This window comes from Streptomyces albiaxialis, from assembly GCF_039530985.1.
GTDB classification, from domain to species: domain Bacteria; phylum Actinomycetota; class Actinomycetes; order Streptomycetales; family Streptomycetaceae; genus Streptomyces; species Streptomyces albiaxialis.
The window spans coordinates 1-19,859 of the sequence record NZ_BAAAPE010000014.1 but is presented as its reverse complement, the minus strand read 5'-3'; the positions used below and the strand labels follow the sequence as shown (position 1 = coordinate 19,859).

Genomic DNA, 19,859 nt, shown 5'->3' with positions numbered 1-19,859 from the left:
CAACTCCCGTGCGAACAGGCTTCCTTGGTGAGAGCTTCACGCATACTCTCGGAGCCCTGTAACCACGGGTGTACAGGGGGTGGCGGTGGCGGAGCAGTCGTGGGACCTGCCCGACGTGCGCCGGCTCCTGCTGCCGTGGCTGCTGCGCTGGGACGTGCACACCGGGGTGTGGCTCAAGTCCCCGTTCCCCCACGGCGCGCCCGTGGTCGAACTGGTCGGCGACCGGGCGACGGGCAAGTCGGCGCTGCTGCACTGGGCCCGGGAGCAGCACCACACCCGGCTGCCGACGGTCCACGTGGACCTGGAGGCGAGCAGGTGGTTCACGTCCCCGGACGAGCGGGCGCGGGCGGCGCTGGACACGCCGCACTCCTCGCCCGTCACGCACCTCCTCTTCCGTATCGAGTACGGCCTGACGGACAGCCGGGTCACCCAGGGCCGCAAACACACCCTGACGTTCTCCCGGCTCCCGCTGATGCTCGGCCTGCTGCGCGCCCTGACCACCGAGGACGCGGGCGAGGACAGGCCCCCCGACCAGCTCTCCGAGGCCGCCGCCGCCCTGGAGGGCGTGATGCGCGCGGCGGACGCGGCGGGCCCCGAGGACCCGGAGCGGGCGCGCAGCGTGGTGGCCGCGTGGGCGGAGGTCGCCGTCGCGGTGCTGACCGGCGCGCTCGCCCCGCCCGGCTTCGCGCAGGTCATCGCGGCGGCCCGGGAGACCCTCACGTACTGGTCGGCGCGCGGCAAGCCCGACCCGGCCCTCGACTGGTGGGCGGGGCGCCTCCCGGGCGTCGACTCCCCGACGCGCAAACTCCTCGGCCTGGTCGACGACTTCCGCTCCCGCGAGCCCGGGGGCCGCGGGCGGGTGGAGGAGCACCTGATGGCCGCGCTGCTGGCCGACATCGCCGCCAACTACGGCTGGGTCGACCGGATCCGGTGCCATCCGCCGCTCCTCCTGCTGGACAACCTCGACGAGGCGCTGCGGGAGCGCTGGCTCGATCCCTATGTGCGGCAGTACGCGGCGCTCGGCGCCGACACCCGCACCCGCCGGGTGATGCGCCCCGTCACCCTCGTCACCTCGCGCGGAGACGGCGCGCGCGAGGGGATCGTGCCGGCGGCCTGTCCCCGCGACTCCCTGGGGGAGACCGAGACCGGGCAGTGGACCCGCCCGGACCGCGTCCCGCCCCGGCAGTGGCTGACCCGCCTGGGCATCCCTGCCGCCACCTGGGACGACGCCAAGGAGATGCTCCGCGAGGCGGGCCACGGCGCGACCACGGAGCGCCTCACCCGCATGACGCGGCTCGGCGCCGGGCGTACGGGCCCCATGCTGCTGCTCGCCCGGGCGGGCGCGGGGGAGGAGGCGCTCGCGCACCGCTCCGGGCCCGGCGCGCCCTCGGTCGCGGCGCGCATCCTGGAACTGCTGCTGCCCGACCCGGCGGTGCGGAGCGCCGCGCTCCCCGCCGCGCCCGCGCTGGACTGGCCCGCGGCCTGCGCCGCCGGAGTGCCGCTGCGCCACCAGCCGACCAACGGGCCCACGGCGCGGGCGCTGATGAGGCCGTACGCCAACGGCACCGTCTGGCCGAGGGGGCGGGGGTCGGCGCTGCCCGTCGTCCGGGACCCGGCGCTGCGCGCCGTCCTGCTCCACGTCCTGCGCGAGCAGGGCGACGGCACGCGCTGGCGGCAGGTGCACGAGCGGCTGGAGCGGCACTACGCGGCGCGGACCGGCGGCGGCGAGGGCACCGGTCCCGGTGAAGGCACCGGTCCCGGTTCCGGGGGCGGTGAGGCGGAGATGCTGCGGCTGCACCACGCCATGGCCCTCGGCAAGTGGAACAGCGAGGCGCTGCCCGCGCTCCACCGGCGGTTCGGGGAGCGGCGGTACGCGCGCTGGCTGCTGGACCTCCAGCTTCTGGCGGCGGCGCCCGCGCCCTACGAGGGCTATCCGGAGAGCTGGTCGGCGGAGGAGTGCGCGTACTGCGCGGACGACGGACAGGCCGGGCTGCACCGCGAGATGGCGAGCCTGCTGCTCTCCCTGTGGCGGCTCGCGGCGCCGCCGGCCAGGACCCCGGCCCCGGGCGCCGAGGAACTGGCGATGTACGTCACCGAGCCGCTCCAGGTGCTGGGGCGCGCCGCGGTCCCGGCCGCGGGGATGAGCAACCCGCTGGCCGAGGCGGCCGACACCTGGAGCGGGGAGCTGAGCCAGGGGCGGCAGCCCCCGTTCCTGTCCGTACCCGGAGGAGGCGGCGATGGCTGACGGCGGAGGGCCGTGGGGCGCGTTCAGGAGGCTCGACCCGTTCCTGCGGGCGGTCGTCGTGGTGGCCGCGGCGGCCGTCGTGGCGGGGGTGGTCTTCGCCGCGTGGACGTTCTGGCCCTCCTCGGAGAGCGAGTGCGAGAAGGCCGGGCTCCGGGGCGGCGACGACCGGTGCTACGGGGTGACCGACGGCGCCCACGCCTTCTTCCCCGAGCTGGAGCCGGTCTCCGGGCGCATCAAGGAGCAGAACGACAAGGTGACCTCGGGCCGGTTCGGCGATCCCGGCCAGCCCTACGTCACCATCGCGCTGATGATCCCGATGAGCCCCGGCGAGGGCAAGGCGCACACGGGGGAGCGCACCGAGGTCGTACGGGAGGTGCAGGGGGCCTACCTGGCGCAGTTGCGGGCCAACGAGAAGGAGAGGCGGCTGCCGCCCGTACGCCTCGTGCTCGCCAACCCCGGCGTGGGGATGACGGACGAGAGGGCCGAGGAGCGGGTGCGGGAGGTCTCCGACGACCTCGGCGGGATGGTGAAGGGCAGGCACAAGCTGCGTACGGTCTTCGGGTTCAACCTCAGTGTCGAGGCGGTGCGCGAGAACCTGGAGATCCTCACCGAGGAGAAGCACATCCCGGTGGTCGGCGGGCCCATCACCGCGCACACGCTGGCCAACACCCCCTCCGAGGAGCCCTTCCCCGGGCTCGCCAAGGTCGTGCCGGACAACAAGGACCAGACCGAGGCGCTGCTGGGGCGGCTCGGCAAGGAGGACAAGGACCTCTTCCTGGTCGAGGACGAGGCGCCGAAGGACCTCTACGCCCGTTCCCTGCGGCGGGCGTTCAAGGACGCGGCCAAGGGCGCGCCGTACGCGCCGGAGACGTACGACTCCGGGCGCATGCTGCCGGACACGTTCGGGGACATCGTGCAGAACCTGTGCGAGTCGGGGCGCGACACCGTGCTGTTCGCCGGGCGCCCCAAGGAACTGTCCCAGTTCGTCAGCGAGCTGGGCGACCGCGACTGCGCCCGGCCCCTCACCCTCGCCACCGTCTCCGGCGCCTCGACGCTCGCGCTCGATCCGGAGTTCGACTGGGAGGCGCTGCACGAGCGGGGCGGGCTGACCGTCACCTACGCGACGGTCACGCACCCCGACGCCTGGAAGAAGTCCACCCGGCCGCCCCGTTACGGCGGTTCGGCGAACGACCTGGCCAAGCTGACGGAGCTGATCGACGAGCAGAAGGCGAAGGGGAAGGCCAAGGGCAACGGCGGCATCGGGCCGACCGACCTGGACGACGGGCGCACGATCACCATGTACGACTCGGCCCTCACCTCCATCGAGCGCATCCACAAGGCCGCGCCCAGCCAGCGGGAGGTCCCGGACCCGCGCGACGTGGCCGCGGCGACGTCCCGGCTCAGCGGCGCCAACAAGGTGAAGGGCGCCAGCGGCTGGATCTGCCTGCGCGACCACGGCACGCCGTACAACAAGGCGGTCGCCGTCGTCCGGCTCGACCCGGAGGAGAAGCGCGTCGCCTTCGACCGGCTGGCGTGGCCGGAGGGCGCCCCGAAGAAGTACTGCAAGGCGCCCTCCGAATAGCCCTCACACCCGGAGCAGTTCCGTTCCCGCCAGCAGGAAGGCCCCGACCCCGAAGTCGGCCGTCGTCCCGTACGTGACGGGCTGGCTCGACTCGGGGCGGTCGCCGACGCCCTGGACGTAGCCCAGGAAGCCGTCGTCGTGCAGGGCCTTCGTCACCAGGCCCCGCCAGGCGGCGGCCGCCGCGGGGAGGTAGCGGTCGCGGGGGACCAGGCCGGTGCGGACGCCGTACGCGAGGCCGTACGTGAAGAAGGACGTGCCGCTCGTCTCGGGTCCGGGGAGGTGCGCGGCGTCGGCGAGGTTCACGTTCCAGAAGCCGTCCTCGCGCTGGACGGCACGCAGGGCGCGCAGCAGGCGTACGAGCGCCCCGCGGTACTCGGCGGTGTGCGCGGCGCCGCGCGGCAGGGCCTTGAGCGTCTTGACGTGGCCGCCCGTCACCCAGCCGTTGCCGCGCGACCAGAGCACGGGCTTCCCGGCGGGGGAGCCGATGCCGCCGGGCAGGAACCGCTTGTCGCGGTACCAGAGCCCGGTGCCGGGGTCGAGCAGCCCCGGGCCGCCCTCGGCCGACTTCGTGTGGGTGTAGAGGGCGTGCAGCTTGTCCGCGTAACGGGCGTCGCCGCGCAGCACGCTCAGCCGCGCGAAGGGCGGCATGGCCATGTGGAGCGCGTCGTCCCACCACCAGTCGTCGTTCTTCTCCGGCCGGTCGGTGTACGTCATCCGGTGCAGGGAGTCCTCGATCGCGGCGATCTTCGCCCCGTCGGTGCCGCCCTCGGCCTCGTACAGGTCCAGGTACGCCTGGCCCGCGTTGTGGTCGTCGGCGTGCCGGGTGGTGACGCCGTTGTGCAGCGCGTAGTCGTGCTTCTCGGCCCAGGAGCGGGCGTAGGCGAGATAGCGGGGCTCGCGGGTCGCGCGGTGCAGGGCCGTCAGCCCGCTGAAGAAGGTCGCGCGGGCCCACTGGTTGTCGCCGGGGTCGGCGTGCGCGGATATCCAGTGGTCGGCGGCTCTGCGCAGGGCGCCCAGGATCTCGTCGCGCGGCGGGAGCGCGGCGCGTTCGCGGGCGAGAGCGGGGGCGGGGAGCGCGGGGACGGCGAGGGCGGTGCCCAGCGCGGCGGTGCTCAGGAGCAGACGACGTCGGTCCATGGGGGTGCCTTCCGTCGAATCGGGGTTCGTGTACGTGAACGACGTTCTCTCTTGTGGCCTGCGTCATGATGCAGCCGAATCCCGTCACGGGGAACCCCGCGCGGAGGGACGCGGGGGATACTGGGGCGGTACGGGGGCGACGACCGAACACACGGACGGGGGCCGGGGATTGACCGCTCACATGGTCGAGATCGAGGACGTGCACCGCACCTACGGGCGCGGGCCCACCGCCGTGCACGCTCTGCGCGGCGTCTCCCTGACCGTGCCGCGCGGCGAACTCGTCGCGGTCCGCGGCCGTTCCGGCTCCGGCAAGACGACCCTGCTCAACCTCGTCGGCGGCCTCGACGCCCCCGACTCCGGGCGCGTCGCGGTCGACGGCACGGACCTCGCCTCGCTCGGCGAGCAGGACGTCCTGGCGCTGCGCCGCGACCGTATCGGCTACGTCTTCCAGTCCTTCGCGCTGCTCCCCGTCCTCACCGCCGCCGAGAACGTCGGCGTGCCGCTGCGGCTGCGCCGGACGCCCGCCGCCGAGCGCGAGGAGCGTGTCGCACTGCTGCTCGCCCTCGTCGGCCTCTCCGAGCACGCGGCCCAGCGTCCCGGCGAGCTGTCCGGCGGCCAGCAGCAGCGCGTGGCCATCGCCCGCGCCCTCGCCAACCGGCCCGCGCTCCTCCTCGCCGACGAGCCCACGGGCCAGCTCGACGCGGAGACGGGGCACGGCGTGATGGAGCTGCTGCGCGCCGTCGTCCGCGACGAGAAGGGCCCGGACGGCGAGGGCGTCACCGCCCTGGTCGCCACCCACGACGAGTCCCTCCTCGACCTCGCGGACCGCGTCGTGGAGCTGGGCGACGGCGTCCTGCGCGAGCCCGGCCGGGTGTCGAGCCCGCTTTGAGGCGGAGGGCCCACGCTGGCCCGGCCGGGTCAGCTACCCCGTACCGGGAGGGCCGCCATGATGTCTGCCGTTGCCGTGCCGTGGGACGCCGCGTTCGAGGAGGTCGTACGGGCGGGTCTGCCGCTGCTCAAGCCGACCGAGGAGCTGCTGCCGCACACCGATCTGGTGGCCTGCGGGCTGGACTCCGTCGGGATGATGCAGACCATCGCGCGGCTGGAGGACAGCCACGGGGTGACGTTCCCGCCCGGGACCATGCCGCCCTCGGCGTTCGCGAACGCGGGCGTGCTGTGGGGCATGGTCCAGGTCCAGCGGGACCGGCAGGACGCCGAGGGCGTCCGCCCCCGCCGGACGGCGCGGGCGGCGGGGAGGGCGGGGGCGCGCGGCAGGGCCGGCAGGGGCGGCACGGCGCCCTGGAACGGGCACGGGGCGATCCATACGCAACCCTGACGGCCCGGTACGCCGTACCCGGGAGGGAACACTTGTCGGAGCGGTGACAATGGAGCCATGGCGTCAGCACTCCAGAAGCGGCGCGGCAAGCTGCGGGTCTACCTCGGCGCTGCACCCGGTGTCGGCAAGACCTACGCGATGCTCTCCGAGGCACACCGCAGACAGGAGCGGGGCACCGACATCGTCGTCGGCTTCGTCGAGCACCACGACCGTCCCCGTACGGAGGTGATGCTGCACGGCCTGGAGCAGCTCCCCCGCCGGGAGATCACCTACCGGGGCGCGGCGCTCACCGAGATGGACACCGAGGCCGTCCTGGAGCGCCGCCCGGCCGTGGCCGTCGTGGACGAGATGGCGCACACCAACGTCCCCGGGTCCCGCCACGAGAAGCGCTGGCAGGACATCGACCAGTTGCTCGAAGCGGGCATCGACGTCATCTCGACCGTCAACATCCAGCACCTGGAGTCGCTGGGCGACGTCGTCGAGTCGATCACCGGCGTGCGGCAGCAGGAGACCGTGCCCGACGAGGTCGTCCGCCGCGCCGACCAGATCGAACTTGTCGACATGTCGCCCCAGGCCCTGCGCCGCCGCATGGCCCACGGCAACATCTACTCCTCGGACAAGGTCGACGCCGCCCTCTCCAACTACTTCCGCCCCGGCAACCTCACGGCCCTGCGCGAGCTGGCGCTGCTGTGGACCGCCGACCGGGTCGACGAGTACCTCCAGCAGTACCGCTCCGAGCACCGCATACGCTCCACCTGGCAGGCCCGCGAGCGCATCGTCGTCGGCCTCACGGGCGGACCCGAGGGCCGCACCCTGATCCGCCGCGCGGCGCGCATGGCCGCCAAGGGCTCCGGAAGCGAGATCCTCGCCGTCTACATCGCGCGCGCCGACGGCCTCACCTCCGCCTCTCCCAAGGAGCTGGCCGTGCAGCGCACCCTCGTGGAGGACCTCGGCGGCACGTACCACCACGTCATAGGCGACGACGTCCCCGAGGCGCTGCTCGACTTCGCGCGGGGCGTCAACGCGACCCAGATCGTGCTGGGCTCCTCGCGCCGCAAGGCCTGGCAGTACGTGTTCGGGCCCGGCGTCGGCGCGCTCGTGGCCCGCGACTCGGGGCCCGACCTCGACGTCCACATCGTCACCCACGACGAGGTCGCCAAGGGCCGAGGGCTGCCCGTCGCGCGCGCCGCGCGGCTGGGCCGCTCCCGGGTCGTCACGGGATGGCTGACGGCCGTGGGGCTGCCCATCCTGCTGACGTATCTGATGACCACCTTCGACCCGGACGTCGGCTTCACCAACGACGTGCTGCTCTTCCTGGTCCTCACCGTCGCCGCCGGGCTCGTCGGCGGGCTGCTGCCCGCGCTGGCCTCGGCCGCGGTCTGCTCGGCGCTGCTGAACTACTACTTCACCGCGCCCACCCACGAGTGGACGATCAGCGACTTCCGCAACATCGTCTCCCTCGTCGTCTTCTTCGCCGTCGCGCTCGCCGTCGCCTCCGTCGTGGACCTCGCGGCCCGCCGTACGCACCAGGCGGCCCGGCTGCGCGCCGAGTCCGAGATCCTCTCCGTCCTCGCCGGCAGCGTGCTGCGCGGCCAGGACTCGCTGGACGAGCTGCTGGAGCGGGTCCGCGAGACCTTCGGCATGGACTCCGTCGCGCTGCTGGAGCGCGCCGACGAGCGCTCGCCCTGGACCTGCGCGGGCAGCGTCGGCACCGGGGAGGGCGCGAAGCCGCTCGTACGGCCCGACGACGGCGACGTCGACATGCCCGTCGGCGACCGCATGATGCTCGTCCTGCGCGGCCGCGTGCTGCCCGCCGAGGACCGCCGCGTGCTGGCCGCCTTCGCCGCGCAGGCCGTGGGCGTCCTGGACCGCCAGCGGCTCGTCGGCGAGGCCGAGCAGGCCCGTGAGCTGGCCGAGGGCAACCGCATCCGCACGGCCCTCCTCGCGGCCGTCTCCCACGACCTGCGCACGCCGCTCGCCGCGATCAAGGCCTCGGTCTCCTCGCTCCGCTCCGACGACGTCGAGTGGTCCGAGGAGGACGAGTCCGAGCTGCTGCGCTCCATCGAGGAGGGCGCCGACAAGCTCGACAACCTCGTCGGCAACCTGCTCGACATGTCCCGCCTCCAGACCGGCACCGTCGCCCCGCTGATCCGCGACATCAGCCTGGAGGAGGTCGTCCCCAAGGCCCTCTCCGGCGTCCCGGAGGGCAGCGTGCGGCTCGCCATCGCCGAGGCCCTGCCGCTGGTCGCCGTCGACCCGGGCCTGATGGAACGTACGGTCGCCAACCTCGTCGAGAACGCCGTCAAGTACAGCCCGCCCGGCAAGAAGGCCCTCATCAAGGCCAGTGCCCTCGCCGACCGCGTCGAGGTCCGCGTCATGGACCGGGGGCCCGGCGTCCCCGACAGCGACAAGGACCGCATATTCGAGCCCTTCCAGCGCTACGGGGACGCCCCCGGCGGCTCCGGCGTCGGCCTGGGCCTCGCGGTCGCACGCGGCTTCGCGGAGGCCATGGGCGGGACCCTGGAGGCCGAGGACACCCCGGGCGGCGGCATGACGATGGTCCTCACCCTGTGCGCCGCGCACGGCCGCGCCCCGGCCCGTGCCGTGCGCGCGGGCGCGGCACAACAACACAATGAACGGGAACGAGAGGAAATACCGCATGCACCGGGTGCTCGTGGTCGATGACGAACCGCAGATCGTCCGCGCCCTCGTGATCAACCTCAAGGCGCGGAAGTACGAGGTCGACGCCGCCCCCGACGGCGCCACCGCGCTCCGTCTCGCGGCCGACCGCCACCCCGACGTCGTCGTGCTCGACCTCGGGCTGCCGGACATGGACGGCGTCGACGTCATCCGCGGCATCCGGGGCTGGACGCGGGTCCCGATCCTCGTCCTGTCGGCCCGCCAGACCTCCGACGAGAAGGTCGAGGCCCTCGACGCGGGCGCCGACGACTACGTCACCAAGCCGTTCGGCATGGACGAGCTGCTGGCCCGGCTGCGCGCCGCCGTGCGCCGCGCCGAGCCCGCCGCCGGCTCCGCCGAGGACTCGGGCGTCATCGAGACCTCCGACTTCAGCGTCGACCTGGCCGCGAAGAAGGTCCACCGCGACGGCCGCGACGTCCGCCTCACCCCCACGGAGTGGCACCTGCTGGAGGTCCTCGTCCGCAACACGGGCCGCCTCGTCAGCCAGAAACAGCTCCTGAAGGAGGTCTGGGGCCCCTCGTACGGCACGGAGACGAACTACCTGCGCGTCTACATGGCCCAGCTCCGCCGCAAACTGGAGGCCGACCCCTCGCATCCGCGCCACTTCGTCACGGAACCCGGAATGGGATACCGGTTCGAGAAGTAACCCCGCGCCCGGCGGTACCCTGGCACTCATGACAGGCGCCACCCGTGAGCAGCGATCCACAGGAAACGGGCGTTTCCGGCGGTTTCTGGAGCGGCTCTCCACCTCGGAGGAGGACCTCCGCTCGGAGGAGCTGCGCCAGGAGGCCGCGGGCCGTGGATGCGCCCGTATTTCCGAATGCGCCGACCGCGACATGGTCCGCGTGACCGGTACGCTGCGCACCGTGACCCTGCGGCCGCGAGCCGGAGTGCCCACGCTGGAGGCCGAGCTGTTCGACGGTTCGGCCGCACTGGACGTCATCTGGCTGGGCCGCCGCGCCATCGCGGGCATCGAGCCGGGTCGCAAGCTGATCGTCTGGGGCAGGATCACGAAGAACCGCGGCCGCCCCGTGATGTTCAACCCGAAGTACGAGCTGCGACCCCTCGGACAGGAGTAGCGGGTGACCTCCCTCGACAAACCGGCCGCCGACGAGAACCAGGACGACGACCGGCCGGGTGATCAGGCCGTCACGGAGGCGGCGCTCTTCGAAGCCTTCGGCGGCATCCGCGGCCTGGTGGAGACCACCGTCCCCGGACTGGTCTTCATCACGATGTTCACGATCAACAAGAACATCCAGGCAGCCGCCATCGCCGCGCTGGTGCTGGCGGGGCTGATGACCGTGGTCCGGCTCGCCCGCAAGGACACCGTCAAGCACGCCTTCAGCGGCATCTTCGGCGTCGGTTTCGGCGTCGTCTTCGCGATGATGACGGGCAACGCGAAGGACTTCTACCTGCCCGGGATGCTCTACACGCTGGGCCTCGCCCTGGCCTATCTCGTCACCTCGGCCGCGGGCGTCCCGCTGCTCGGGCTCGTGCTGGGTCCGGTCTTCAAGGAGAACCTCTCCTGGCGCACCCGCAACCCGGGCCGCAAGAGGGCGTACACCAAGGCGAGTTACGCGTGGGGCCTCATCCTGCTGGCCAAGTGCGCGATCCTCTTCCCGATGTACTTCTGGGCCGACACCGCCAAGTTCGGCTGGGTCACGGTCGCGCTGAAGATCCCGCCGTTCCTGCTCGCCGTCTACCTCACCTGGATCTTCCTCGCCAAGGCCCCCGCGCCCATCAACGTCATCGCGGAGATGGAGGCGCGCGAGGAGGCCGAGGAGGCGGAGAAGGCGGCGGCCAAGGAGCAGGCCGCCGCCTCCGGTTCGGGTCGCCACCGCCGCTGAGAGCCCGTACGGGCACCTACGGCTGCGGGGTCCTACTGCTCGGCACGGACGGACAGGAGCTGTTCGAGCTGCTCCTCGCGGGCCGGTGCCGCCACGAACAGCAGCTCGTCGCCCGCCTCCAGCGCGTCGTCCCGGTCGGGCGTCAGCACCCGGTTGCCGCGGATGATGGTCACCAGCGAGGTGTCCTCCGGCCACGTCACGTCACCGACCCGCGTCCCCGCCAGGGCCGCCTCCGGCGGCAGCGTCAGCTCGACGAGGTTCGCGTCGCCCTGCGAGAAGCGCATCAGCCGTACGAGATCGCCGACGCTCACCGCCTCCTCGACCAGCGCGGACATCAGGCGCGGCGTGGAGACGGCGACGTCCACGCCCCACGACTCGTTGAACAGCCACTCGTTCTTGGGGTTGTTGACCCGCGCGACCACGCGCGGCACCCCGTACTCCGTCTTGCCGAGCAGCGAGACGACGAGGTTGACCTTGTCGTCGCCCGTCGCGGCGATCACCACATGGCAGCGCTCCAGCGCCGCCTCGTCGAGCGAGGTGATCTCGCAGGCGTCGGCCAGCAGCCACTCCGCCTGCGGCACCCGCTCGACCGAGATCGCCGTCGGCGTCTTGTCGATGAGCAGCACCTCGTGCCCGTTCTCCAGCAGCTCGCCCGCGATCGACCTGCCGACCGCGCCGGCCCCGGCGATGGCCACCCTCATGAGCCCGTCCTTCTGTTCGCATCTCCGCCCGCGCGGCAGGCCGCGGGGACCGTCGCCGTCTGCGGCCCGGCAGCCGCGCGTGCGTCGCTCACGGACCCTCCTCAGGACCCGAAGCGAAGACCTCTTCCACCCGTCCCACCTCGTCGGACCGCATCATCACGTGCACCAGATCGCCCTCCTGGAGGACCGTCTCCGAGGTCGGCAGCATCGCCTCGCCCAGCCGGGTGAGGAAGGCGACCCGCACCCCCGCGTCCTCCTGGAGCCTGCTCACGCGCTGTCCCACCCACGCGGGCGCCGCGTGCACCTCGGCGAGCTGCACGGCGCCGCTGGGGTCCCGCCACAGCGGCTCGGCGCCGGACGGCAGGAGCCTGCGCAGCATCTGGTCGGCGGTCCAGCGGACCGTCGCGACGGTCGGGATGCCGAGGCGCTGGTAGACCTCGGCGCGACGGGGATCGTAGATGCGCGCGGCCACATGGTCGATCCCGAACATCTCGCGTGCCACCCGGGCCGCGATGATGTTGGAATTGTCACCGCTGCTGACCGCCGCGAAGGCTCCGGCCTCCTCGATGCCCGCCTCGCGCAGGGTGTCCTGGTCGAAGCCCACACCTGTCACACGGCGGCCGCCGAAGCCGGATCCGAGGCGCCGGAAAGCGGTGGGGTCCTGGTCGATGACCGCCACCGTATGGCCCTGTCGTTCCAGGGTCTGCGCGAGCTCGGCTCCCACCCGTCCGCAGCCCATGATCACAATGTGCACGCCCGTCCCTTCATCCCGTACAGCGGGCCGTCTCAGCATCGCACGACTGACCGCATACGATCCTCTGCGTGTCCAGGATGACCGACGTACCGAAACGACTCCTCCTCGGGAGGGCGCTCCGCAGCGACAAACTGAGCGAAACACTGCTGCCGAAGCGCATCGCCCTTCCCGTCTTCGCCTCCGACCCGCTGTCGTCGGTGGCCTACGCACCGGGCGAAGTGCTGCTGGTGCTCTCGGTCGCGGGGGTCTCCGCGTATCACTTCAGCCCGTGGATCGCCGTCGCGGTCGTGGTGCTGATGTTCACCGTCGTCGCCTCGTACCGGCAGAACGTCCGGGCGTATCCGAGCGGCGGCGGGGACTACGAGGTCGCCACGACCAACCTCGGCCGCCGGGCCGGGCTGACGGTCGCCAGCGCGCTCCTCGTCGACTATGTGCTGACCGTCGCCGTCTCCATCTCCTCCGGCGTCGAGAACCTCGGCTCCGCGATCCCGTTCGTCGTCGAGAACAAGACACTCTGCGCGGTCGGTGTGATCGTGCTGCTCACACTGATGAACCTGCGCGGCGTACGGGAGTCGGGCAAGCTCTTCGCGATCCCGACGTACTGCTTCGTGATCGGCGTCTTCGGGCTGCTGCTCTGGGGCGTCGTGCGCGGCGTGCTCTTCGGCGACGAGATGCGCGCGCCGACCGCCGACTTCGAGATCCACAGCGAACAGTCCGGGCTCGCCGGCTTCGCGCTGGCGTTCCTGCTGCTGCGCGCCTTCTCCTCGGGCTGCGCCGCGCTGACGGGCGTCGAGGCGATCAGCAACGGCGTGCCCGCGTTCCGCAAGCCCAAGTCGAAGAACGCGGCGACGACGCTCGCCATGATGGGCGTCCTCGCCGTCACGATGTTCTGCGGCATCATCGGGCTCGCGCTCGCCACGGACGTCAAGATGGCCGAGAACCCGGCCAAGGACCTGCTGGACAACGGACACCCGGTGGGCTCCGACTACACGCAGAACCCGGTGATCTCCCAGGTCGCCGCCGCGGTCTTCGGCGACGGCTCGATCCCGTTCGTCTTCCTGGCCGCCGCCACCGCGCTCGTGCTCTTCCTGGCCGCCAACACGGCGTACAACGGCTTCCCGCTGCTCGGCTCGATCCTCGCGCAGGACCGTTACCTGCCGCGCCAGTTGCACACCCGCGGCGACCGGCTCGCCTTCTCCAACGGCATCGTGCTGCTCTCCGGCGCCGCCGCGATACTCGTCGCCGTCTACGAGGCCGACTCCACCCGCCTCATCCAGCTCTACATCGTCGGCGTCTTCGTCTCCTTCACCCTCAGCCAGACCGGCATGGTGCGGCACTGGAACCGGCTGCTCACCACCGAGACCGACCCCGCGCGCCGCCGCCACATGCACCGCTCCCGCGCCATCAACACCTTCGGCGCCTTCTTCACGGGGCTGGTGCTCGTCGTCGTCCTGGTGACCAAGTTCACCCACGGCGCCTGGGTCTCCCTGCTGGGCATGGCGCTCTTCTACGGCCTGATGACCGCGATCCGCCGGCACTACGACAGCGTCTCCGAGGAGCTGGCGGCCGAGGACCCGGGCGAGCGGACCGTACGCCCCTCGCGCGTGCACTCCCTCGTCCTCGTCTCCAAGATCCACAAGCCGACGCTGCGGGCCCTGTCCTACGCCCGGCTGATGCGCTCCGACCACCTGGAGGCCGTCACCGTCAACGTGGACCACGCCGAGACCGAGGCGCTGCGCAGGCAGTGGGACGAGCGCGGCATCGACATCCCGCTGACCATCCTCGACTCGCCCTACCGCGAGATCTCCAAGCCGGTCACCGAGTACGTCAAGCGGCTCCGCAAGGAGCAGCCGCGCGACGTGGTCAGCGTCTTCATCCCCGAGTACGTGGTCGGCCACTGGTACGAGCACGTGCTGCACAACCAGAGCGCGCTCCGGCTCAAGGGCCGCCTGCTCTTCACGCCGGGCGTCATGGTCACCTCCGTGCCGTACCAGCTCGAATCCTCCGAGCTGGCCAAGAAGCGCGCCCGCCGCCGCGAGGACTGGAACGCGCCGGGCTCGGTACGCCGCGGCCCCGTCAAGCAGCAGGGCAAGCAGTCCTCGGCGGGCCTGACGAAGCCGCGGGAGAAGTGACGCGGGCGGGGAAGTGACGGGGACGGGGAAGTGACGGGAACGGGGGGAGTGACGCGGGCGGGGGAACGGGGAGTGCCGGGGAAGTAGACTCGGCCGTTGCGGTTCCGACGGTCCCGGCCGCCGAGCCCTCCGCCCCTCCCGCCTTCCTTCCTCTGGAGCCCGTGCGCCATGCCCGAGTCCCCTGCCGACGCCGAAGCTGACGCCTCTGCCGCCTCCGCCGCCCCCTCCCTCGTGGGGGAGGAGTACGAGGTCGAGATCGGGCCCGTGGCGCACGGCGGCCACTGCGTAGCCCGTACGGAGGCCGGGCAGGTCCTCTTCGTACGCCATACGCTCCCCGGCGAGCGCGTGGTGGCGCGGGTCACCGAGGGGCGCGAGGACTCCCGCTTCCTGCGCGCCGACGCGGTGCGGGTCCTGGACCCCGCCAAGGACCGCGTGGAGGCCCCCTGCCCGTTCTCCGGCCCCGGGCACTGCGGCGGCTGCGACTGGCAGCACGTGAAGCCCGGCGCGCAGCGCCGCCTCAAGGCCGATGTCCTCGCGGAGCAGCTCCAGCGGCTGGCGGGCCTGACCCCGGAGGACGTCTCCTGGGACGGCACCGTCGAGCCCGCGCCCGGCGACAAGGTCGCCCCGGGCGAGGTCCCGTCCTGGCGCACCCGCGTCCGTTACGCGGTCGACGCCGAGGGCCGCCCCGGATTCCGCCGCCACCGCTCGCACGAGGTCGAGCCCGTCGACCACTGCATGATCGCCGCGCCGGGCGTGGACGAGCTGGGCATCGAGTCCCGTTCATGGCCGGCGATCGCGGAGATCGACGCGATCGCCGCCACGGGCTCGGCCGACCGCCAAGTCGTCCTCACCCCGCGCCCCGGCGGCCGCCTCCCGCTCGTCGAGCTGGACAAGCCGGTCTCCGTGCTGCGCGTGGGCGAGAAGGACGGCGCCGTCCACCGCGTCCACGGCCGCGACTTCGTCCGCGAGCGCGCGGACGGGCGTACGTGGCGCGTCGGCGCGGGCGGCTTCTGGCAGGTCCACCCGCGCGCCGCCGAGGTCCTGGTCGACGCGGTGATGCGCGGCCTGACCCCGCGCAAGGGCGAGATGGCCCTCGACCTCTACTGCGGCGTCGGCCTCTTCGCGGGCGCCCTCGCCGACCGCGTCGGCGAGCAGGGCGCGGTCCTCGGCATCGAGTCCACCAAGCGCGCGGTGGAGGACGCCCGCCACAACCTCGCCGACTTCCCCCGCGTCCGCGTCGAACACGGCAAGGTCGAACGCGTCCTCCCCCGCACCGGCATCACCGACGCCGACCTCGTCGTCCTCGACCCGCCCCGCACCGGCGCGGGCCGCGCGACGGTCACCCACATCGCCTCCCTCGGCCCCCGCCGCATCGCCTACGTGGCCTGCGACCCGGCCGCCCTCGCCCGCGACCTCAAATACTTCGCCACCGAGGGCTACAGGCCCCGCTTCCTCCGCGCGTTCGACCTCTTCCCGATGACGCACCACATGGAGTGCGTGGCGATTCTGGAGCCGGTGAAGAAGGGGGCCTGACCTGCACCTTTGGCGATGTGCATGATGTGCGCTGTGGGCGTTACGGGCGTTATCTTGACGCTGAAATGACGCTCGTGACGCTCATTGATCATGGTCACGACGGTGCTCTGAACTGGCTCTCCAGTTCCGTGCTGGCAACACCCTTTAGGACGTGTTGCGCATGGAAGGGGAACTCGGACCGGGCAAGCACGCCACCGCCGTCTACTGGAGGTCCGACACCTTCAAGAAGACCGAGACCTGGGACACCGACTGGCCGGGCTTCTGGCTCCACCCCACCGCCGTGACCCTGCGGCTGCGGGACGCCGAGGACATCGAGGTCGTCTGCGGCTCCGCCCACCTGTCCTACGCGGCCTGTACGGACCGCGCGGGCGAGGCCGAGAACCTGCTGCGCCTGCCCGACCGCGTCCACACGCCGGACGATGAGCAGCGCCGGAAGGCGCCCGTGCTCGCGCTGGGGCTCGATGGGAACAGCTACGCGGACGAGACCGGGCGCGTCCCCGGGGAGCCCGGGGCCCCGAGGCCGGAACAGATCAAGGACGTACAGCACCTGGCCCACCGCAGCCGCCACGCCCCCAGCGGCGAGCGGATCATGGACTGCGAGCCGCACCGCATCCTCACGGGCGGCGGGCTGACGGACACCGCCCGCTTCCACGCCCACCACAGCGGCCAAGCGGATCCGGTGGCCGCGACCTCGGAGGCCAAGCCGGCCCAGGGGCCCGCCACCCGTATCGACTTCCTCTTCACCAGCGGCCTGCTCGCGTCCGCGCTCACCCGCGTCGAGGTCGTGCCCATGACCGGCCTGTCCGACCACCACACCGTCCTGGCCGAGTGGGACCTCACGCTCCTGATCGAGATCTGCCGCGACCACTTCGGACTGGCGGCATGACCGGCAGCTCTGCCCTCCCGACCGAGCCGCGCGTGAAGGAAGAACGCCGTCTCCCCGGCCAGAGGGTGGTCCTGGTGGCCTGCTGGAACCTGATGGATGACGGCGGCATCACCGACCACGGTGACCCTGGCCGCCGCTGGCATCAAGGCCGCGACATCCTCCGCACCCACAAACCCGACCTCGTCCTCCTCCAAGGTCTCATCCACAGCCGCACCAGGGGACTTCCCCGCCTGGTCACGATGGGCAAGGCCCTCGGGCTCCACGGCCGCCTCTCACCGCCGGGGCCGCAAGAGGACCAGCCCAGCGCGGCCTTCTTCAAGGCCCGGACTCTTCGACCTCGAACGCGACCACGAGCACGACCGGCCGTGGTGGACACCGCCGTCTCACGTCGAGCTGAGGATGAGCGGGTGCCCGCTGCCCCTCCACGTGGTCTCCAGCACCTTCTGCGGCCACGACGAGGCGGTCCGGGCCAGCGAGGTCCGCTGGCTGACCACCCTCAACCAGCCCGCCCGCAACGCCCTGATCGGCGGCACCTTCCGCTCCTTCCCCGACCACCCGCCCGGCCGCGGCGAGCCCACCCCGCTGCCCGACCTCGCCACCGCTGATCCGGTCTTCCGCACACAGCGCACCCGATACGAGCGCGGCCAACAGGTCGCCGACACCATGCCCGACCGCATCCTGCGCGACAGCGGTCTCGTGGACGTCGCCCGGGAAGCAGCCGACCGGCACCGCCAGCACGCCGCCCTGGCTCCGACCACCGGCTACGCCCCCACCACCTGCGGCGGGCCGCAACGCACCGACCGGATCTACGTCACCCCTGGCCTTCGCGACGCCGTGCGCTCGGTCGAGGTCGTCGACACCGTCCACGAAGACGATGACGCCGCCGCCACACGCACAGTCTCCCCGCACGCCCTCCTCCTCGTGCGCCTCGATCGCGCCCAGATGGAGCACGCCCTCACCCCCGGCCACCGCGCCGTGCCGACAGCGACAAGGAGCCCCTCGTGAACCGCACCCCTCAAACGGTCGCCGCCCTGATCTGGAACCAGGAGCACGACGGAGGCCACCCCTCCCGCCTGGGGGACCGGGGAGAGAAGTGGCAGCCCGGCCAGGAGATGATCGGCGACCTGAAGCCCGACGTCGTACTGCGCCAGGAGATGACCCACTCGGCCAACTGGAACGGCCGGCTGAAGTTCGAGTCCGAGAACCTCCTGGGCCACCGCGTCTTCCTCGCCTCGCCCACCCCCGAGTCCCCCAACGCCACCGGGATCACGATCAACCCCGACCTCTTCGACGTCCACGCCGAGCAGAACCACACCACGCTCATGTGGCACCCGATCAAGCAGTTGACCGTCACGCTGCGCGGCTGCCCGCTACCACTCCACCTCGCCTCGTTCCACCTGTGCTGCTTCGACCCGCTCACCCGAGCGACCGAGGCCCAGCGGCTGACCATGCTCGCCCAGACCGGCATGCGCGCGCTGATCGGCGGGGACTGCAACTCCTACCCGCTGCGCTGGAACAGCGCCCTACCGCTGCCGGACTGGGACCAGGTCACCGATCTTTCCTTCAGGACCCGACGCACCCTCGGCCGCGACGAACAGGGCCGCTGGATCTCCGACACCGAGCCCGACCGGATCCTCACGTCCGCCGGATACACCGACTGCGCTCAGCACGCCGCCGACCACCTCGACCAGCCCAATGCGCTCGCGGCAACGGCCGGTCACCGTAAGCCAGGACAGGGCGGTCCGCAGCGCATCGACCGCGCCTACACCGCTGGCGGACTGCACGAGGCGATCGAATCAGTCGAAGTGCTCGACAGCCCAGAGGTCCTGGAACTCTCCGACCACGCACCCGTGCTCGTGCGCTTCGGCTACGAGCACCTGACGGCGCTGCTGAGCACTGGGGCAGCTCGCCGACCCGGGTGATTCAGACCGGCGAGAAGCTGCGGTGGAACCCCTCCTGCAACTCCTCGACCAGCTTCTAGTGGTTGCGAGTACCTTCTCCCCGTGAAACGACCCAAGCCTAGCGCCATTGCTTCTTCCTGCTTGGCCCGGAGAGGAACTACCGGGCCAAGCAGGACACTCAGTTGTAAGACTCGGCAACCACAACTCTGCTCATAGGTGGTCTTTTCTCAAGCGGTGCAGGAGCACAGGTGAGATCACACTGGCATCCGGCCCCGAAGAGGGTGGCGCCCTAGTCTGCTGCAGGTTCATTCGTTCATTCTGGCTTGCGAGGTGCTCCCTTCTTTCCTGAGTTGGTTGGCATGCCGAGGAAGAGGACGAGTAGAGCGGCTCCCATCGGTACCGCCGCGAGAACAATACTCCCGGTCGCCCCCTGAAAAACTGCGGCTCCCATCAGAAGAACCCCGGGAACCAGCGACACCTTACGGCCCAGGTAACCACCGTCTTGCGATATCTGTGTGAGATATCGACCGCGAAGCACCCCCGCGACTGCGGCGGCAGCGCCGGACGCTATCGCGATAGCAAGTAATGCCCAACCCTTGCCAGCGAAGAATCCAGCAGTCACAGCCAGGCAGCCGGCAACGAGCAGGAGGAACCGACTCGCAACCTTCATGGCCATTCTCCATCACACCTAGGTGGGTTGCTCCGAGATCAACAGGATGCCCCCATCGTAGTCAGTCCTGCTCCGATGGTGAGAACTCCTGCGGTTACGCCCGGCTTAGTGGTCGACCCGCGAGTTATCGGTGTTGATGAGATCGACTCTGAAATCGTGAAGATCCCGGCGCCAACGGTAAGGACCCCTGAGGCACAGCCCAAGTTCACGTTTGGGCGGCTGTTCCACAGTTCTCGGGCGAGCATTCCATATCCGCTCGCGGAGCGCTTCAAGCCTCCGCCTATGCGCTTCACGAGGTCTTCGCCCCAGTAGAGCCCGCTGGAGTCGGTGAGGTTGGTGGGGTCGCCTGCCGCGTAGAGGTAGGGGTTGGCTTCGAGACCTGAGGGGTCGGGTTGGGTGAAGCGGCCGGTGCGGGTGTCGTAGTAGCGGGCGGCG

At 71.6% G+C, this 19,859-nt stretch carries 17 protein-coding genes; 13 read left to right on the top strand and 4 right to left on the bottom strand.

Annotated features, from left to right (window positions below; genetic code table 11):
- The first annotated feature begins 85 nt into the window (after positions 1-85).
- A complete protein-coding gene (locus ABD343_RS28700; protein ID WP_344532301.1) occupies positions 86-2,245 on the top strand; it encodes a hypothetical protein in 2,160 nt (719 codons plus the stop codon).
- The gene (locus tag ABD343_RS28695; protein ID WP_344532300.1) at positions 2,238-3,827 is read left to right on the top strand and encodes an ABC transporter substrate-binding protein; all 1,590 of its coding nucleotides are present in this window, start codon (positions 2,238-2,240) and stop codon (positions 3,825-3,827) included. Before ABD343_RS28700 ends, ABD343_RS28695 begins: the two co-directional genes overlap by 8 nt.
- A gap of 3 nt (positions 3,828-3,830) precedes the next feature.
- Here ABD343_RS28695 and ABD343_RS28690 read toward each other — a convergent pair whose 3' ends face one another.
- The gene (locus ABD343_RS28690) at positions 3,831-4,964 is read right to left on the bottom strand and encodes a glycoside hydrolase family 88 protein (protein ID WP_344532299.1); all 1,134 of its coding nucleotides are present in this window, start codon (positions 4,962-4,964) and stop codon (positions 3,831-3,833) included.
- A gap of 181 nt (positions 4,965-5,145) precedes the next feature.
- Between ABD343_RS28690 and ABD343_RS28685 the strand changes: the two genes are divergently transcribed.
- From ABD343_RS28685 to ABD343_RS28660, 6 genes are read left to right on the top strand one after another with little or no spacing between them, the layout of a single operon-like run.
- Entirely contained in the window at positions 5,146-5,853 is a 708-nt protein-coding gene (locus ABD343_RS28685) for an ABC transporter ATP-binding protein (RefSeq protein WP_344532298.1), read from the top strand.
- A gap of 57 nt (positions 5,854-5,910) precedes the next feature.
- On the top strand, positions 5,911-6,300 hold the full coding sequence (locus ABD343_RS28680; protein WP_344532297.1) for an acyl carrier protein: 390 nt from the start codon (positions 5,911-5,913) through the stop codon (positions 6,298-6,300).
- A gap of 57 nt (positions 6,301-6,357) precedes the next feature.
- Entirely contained in the window at positions 6,358-8,985 is a 2,628-nt protein-coding gene (locus tag ABD343_RS28675; protein ID WP_344532296.1) for an ATP-binding protein, read from the top strand.
- Complete coding sequence (locus ABD343_RS28670; RefSeq protein ID WP_344532295.1) at positions 8,960-9,646, top strand: response regulator; 687 nt, start codon at positions 8,960-8,962, stop codon at positions 9,644-9,646. The genes ABD343_RS28675 and ABD343_RS28670 overlap by 26 nt, the downstream gene beginning before the upstream one ends.
- A 28-nt stretch (positions 9,647-9,674) precedes the next feature.
- Complete coding sequence (locus ABD343_RS28665) at positions 9,675-10,079, top strand: OB-fold nucleic acid binding domain-containing protein (protein ID WP_344532294.1); 405 nt, start codon at positions 9,675-9,677, stop codon at positions 10,077-10,079.
- 3 nt (positions 10,080-10,082) lie between these two features.
- Positions 10,083-10,847 (top strand): DUF3159 domain-containing protein, encoded by a 765-nt coding sequence (locus tag ABD343_RS28660; RefSeq protein WP_344532293.1) that lies wholly within the window; start codon positions 10,083-10,085, stop codon positions 10,845-10,847.
- 32 nt (positions 10,848-10,879) lie between these two features.
- Here the strand turns inward: ABD343_RS28660 and ABD343_RS28655 are convergent, their stop codons facing one another.
- Positions 10,880-11,548, bottom strand: coding sequence for a potassium channel family protein (locus tag ABD343_RS28655; protein WP_344532292.1), 669 nt, complete (start codon positions 11,546-11,548; stop codon positions 10,880-10,882).
- 88 nt (positions 11,549-11,636) lie between these two features.
- Positions 11,637-12,302: a potassium channel family protein gene (locus tag ABD343_RS28650; protein WP_344532291.1), complete on the bottom strand. Its 666-nt coding sequence runs from the start codon at positions 12,300-12,302 to the stop codon at positions 11,637-11,639.
- A gap of 68 nt (positions 12,303-12,370) precedes the next feature.
- Here ABD343_RS28650 and ABD343_RS28645 point away from each other — a divergent pair, with 68 nt between their 5' ends.
- The 5 genes from ABD343_RS28645 to ABD343_RS28625 all read left to right on the top strand — a co-directional run bounded on the left by ABD343_RS28645 (position 12,371) and on the right by ABD343_RS28625 (position 18,775).
- Positions 12,371-14,434 (top strand): APC family permease, encoded by a 2,064-nt coding sequence (locus ABD343_RS28645; protein WP_344532290.1) that lies wholly within the window; start codon positions 12,371-12,373, stop codon positions 14,432-14,434.
- Positions 14,435-14,602: 168 nt separating this feature from the next.
- Complete coding sequence (locus ABD343_RS28640; RefSeq protein WP_344532289.1) at positions 14,603-15,967, top strand: class I SAM-dependent RNA methyltransferase; 1,365 nt, start codon at positions 14,603-14,605, stop codon at positions 15,965-15,967.
- 151 nt (positions 15,968-16,118) lie between these two features.
- The gene (locus tag ABD343_RS28635; RefSeq protein ID WP_344532288.1) at positions 16,119-16,853 is read left to right on the top strand and encodes a hypothetical protein; all 735 of its coding nucleotides are present in this window, start codon (positions 16,119-16,121) and stop codon (positions 16,851-16,853) included.
- 399 nt (positions 16,854-17,252) lie between these two features.
- A complete protein-coding gene (locus ABD343_RS28630; protein WP_344532287.1) occupies positions 17,253-17,858 on the top strand; it encodes a hypothetical protein in 606 nt (201 codons plus the stop codon).
- Positions 17,855-18,775, top strand: coding sequence for an endonuclease/exonuclease/phosphatase family protein (locus ABD343_RS28625; protein WP_344532286.1), 921 nt, complete (start codon positions 17,855-17,857; stop codon positions 18,773-18,775). Before ABD343_RS28630 ends, ABD343_RS28625 begins: the two co-directional genes overlap by 4 nt.
- 687 nt (positions 18,776-19,462) lie before the next feature.
- On the opposite strand, the gene ABD343_RS28620 is transcribed toward ABD343_RS28625, so the two are convergent.
- Positions 19,463-19,859: RHS repeat-associated core domain-containing protein (locus ABD343_RS28620; protein WP_344532285.1), on the bottom strand; the 397-nt coding region annotated here is incomplete at its 5' end.